General features: G+C 69.4%; 2 protein-coding genes and 1 pseudogene. All 3 read left to right on the top strand.

Features of this window, described 5'->3' with window-relative positions; translation table 11 throughout:
* The first annotated feature begins 116 nt into the window (after window positions 1-116).
* A complete protein-coding gene (locus tag Q0112_RS18595) occupies window positions 117-1061 on the top strand; it encodes an NADH-quinone oxidoreductase subunit H (protein ID WP_297977555.1) in 945 nt (314 codons plus the stop codon).
* 23 nt (window positions 1062-1084) lie between these two features.
* Entirely contained in the window at window positions 1085-1747 is a 663-nt protein-coding gene (locus tag Q0112_RS18600; RefSeq protein WP_297977556.1) for a hydrogenase-4 component E, read from the top strand.
* Window positions 1744-2246, top strand: a pseudogene (locus Q0112_RS18605) (hydrogenase 4 subunit F); the annotation flags it as partial. The gene Q0112_RS18600 and the pseudogene Q0112_RS18605, both read left to right, overlap by 4 nt.

Consider the following 2246-nt stretch of genomic DNA (forward strand, 5'->3'; position numbering starts at 1 on the left):
GCCCGCCCCGCCCCCAGGCGGGCGCTTCTCGCCCGCCGGGTCGGGCGCTGCCCTCTTCTCTCTGGAGCGGCGGCGCGGACGGGGTGCTGGCGGGGCATTCCGGCGGGGGGCGTGTGATGCTGGGGCTCGCAGTGCAGGGGGCGCAGATGCTCCTGGTCCTGGCGCTGGCGCCGGGGCTGGTCGGGCTGGTGCGCAAGGTGAAGGCGCGGCTGACGCGGCGGCGGGGGGCGCCGGTGATCCAGCCCTATCGCGACATCCTGCGGCTGATGCGCAAGGAGGTGGTGCTGGCGGAGAATGCCTCCTGGCTCTTCCGCGTCTCGCCCTACACGATCTTCGCCGCCACCTGGGTCGCGGCGGCGCTGGTGCCGACCTTCGCCATCGGGCTCGAGTTCTCCTGGACGGCCGATCTCATCGCCATCGTCGCGCTGCTCGGCAGCGCGCGCTTCTTCCTGGCGCTGGCCGGGATGGATGTCGGCACGAGCTTCGGGGGGATCGGGTCGTCGCGGGAGATGATGATCGGGGCGATCGCCGAGCCGGCGATGATGCTGACCGTCTTCACGCTGGCGTTGGTCGCGGGGTCGAGCCAGCTCTCGGCGATCGCCGAGACGATGGCGGCGGGGGTGGGGCTGCGCGTCACGCTCGGGATGGCGCTGGTCGCGTTGCTGATCGTCGCGATCGCGGAGAATGCGCGCATCCCGGTCGACAATCCGGCGACGCATCTCGAGCTGACCATGGTGCACGAGGCGATGGTGCTGGAATATTCCGGGCGGCATCTGGCGATGATCGAGATCGCGGCGGCGCTGAAGCTCCTGCTCTACGTGGCGCTGATCGGCTGCGTCTTCGTGCCCTGGGGGATGGCGGCGCCGGGGAGCGGGTTGGTCGCGCATCTGGTCGGGGTTGCGGCCTTTCTCGGCAAGCTCGCCGGGCTCGGGGTGGCGCTCGCGGTCTTCGAGACGGCGATCGCCAAGATGCGGGTCTTCCGGCTGCCGGACTTCCTCGGGGTGGCGCTGATGCTGGCGCTGCTCGGGATGCTGCTCCTCTTCGTGTCGCGGAGCTTCTGATGGGGGGCGCGGCGGATCAGGTAATGGGCAGCGTCGCCTTCGACGTCTCGCACCTCCTCGCCGGTGGGCTGGTGCTGGTCAGCTTCATGATGATCTACCAGGACCGGCTCTATTCGCTGCTCAACGTCTTCGCGGCGCAGGCGGTGGTGCTGGCGGCGGCGGTGGCCTGGCAGGCCTGGGTGCAGGACGCGCAGCATCTCTACGTGACGGCGGCGATCGCGCTCCTCTTCAAGGCGATGCTGGTGCCCTGGGCGCTGCACCGGATTGTGCAGCGGCTCGGCATCCACCGCGAGGTGGAGGCGGCGGCGGGCGTGGTGCCGACGATGCTGGCCGGCATGGGGCTCGTCGCGCTCTCGATCGTCCTGATGCTGCACCTGACCGAGTCTGAGGATCCGCTGGCGCGGGAGGATCTCGCCTTCGCGCTCTCGGTGGTGCTGCTCGGGCTGCTGATGATGGTGACGCGGCGGAACGCGGTCAGCCAGGTCGTGGGCTTCATGTCGCTCGAGAACGGGCTGATCCTGGCGGCGACCGGCGCCAAGGGGATGCCGCTGGTGGTGGAGATCAGCGTCGCCTTCTCGGTGCTGATCGCGATGATCGTGGTCGGCGTCTTCCTCTTCCGCATCCGCGAGCGGTTCGACACGGTCGACGTCGGTGCGCTCGACGAGTTCCGCGGAGAGCGGGAATGAGCCCGGTCGCCGCCGTCCTCGTCGTGCCGGCCGTCGCCGCCGCGGTGCTGGCGCTGGTGCCGGGCTATCGGGCGGGGACGCGGATCAACGTGGTGGCGAGCCTGCTGACGCTGGTCGCGGCGGGGATGCTGCTGGCGGCGGGGCCGGTGGCCGGCGAGTATCTGCTGGTCGACGAGCTCAACAGCGTCTTCATCCTGCTCAATACCTTCGTCGGGTTCACGGCGGCGACCTTCTCGGCAAGCTACATCGGGCACGAGATCGAGACCGGGCGGCTGACGCCGGTCTACCTGCGCTTCTATCATGCCATGTACCAGCTGATGATGATGGGGATGAACCTCGCGCTCGTCTCGAACAACATCGGGCTGATGTGGGTGGCGATCGAGCTCGCGACGCTGACGACGGTGCTGATGGTCGGGATCTATCGCACGCACGAAGCGCTCGAGGCGGCGTGGAAGTATTTCATCCTCGGCTCGGTCGGCATCGCGCTGGCGCTCTTCGG

This window comes from uncultured Amaricoccus sp. (assembly GCF_937858865.1).
GTDB lineage: Bacteria > Pseudomonadota > Alphaproteobacteria > Rhodobacterales > Rhodobacteraceae > Amaricoccus.

Bases quoted from the DNA above. Each gene is read 5' to 3' on its own strand.
- Q0112_RS18600 (WP_297977556.1), top strand. From the start codon at position 1,085: ATGGGCAGCGTCGCCTTCGACGTCTCGCACCTCCTCGCCGGTGGGCTG.
- Q0112_RS18595 (WP_297977555.1), top strand. From the start codon at position 117: ATGCTGGGGCTCGCAGTGCAGGGGGCGCAGATGCTCCTGGTCCTGGCG.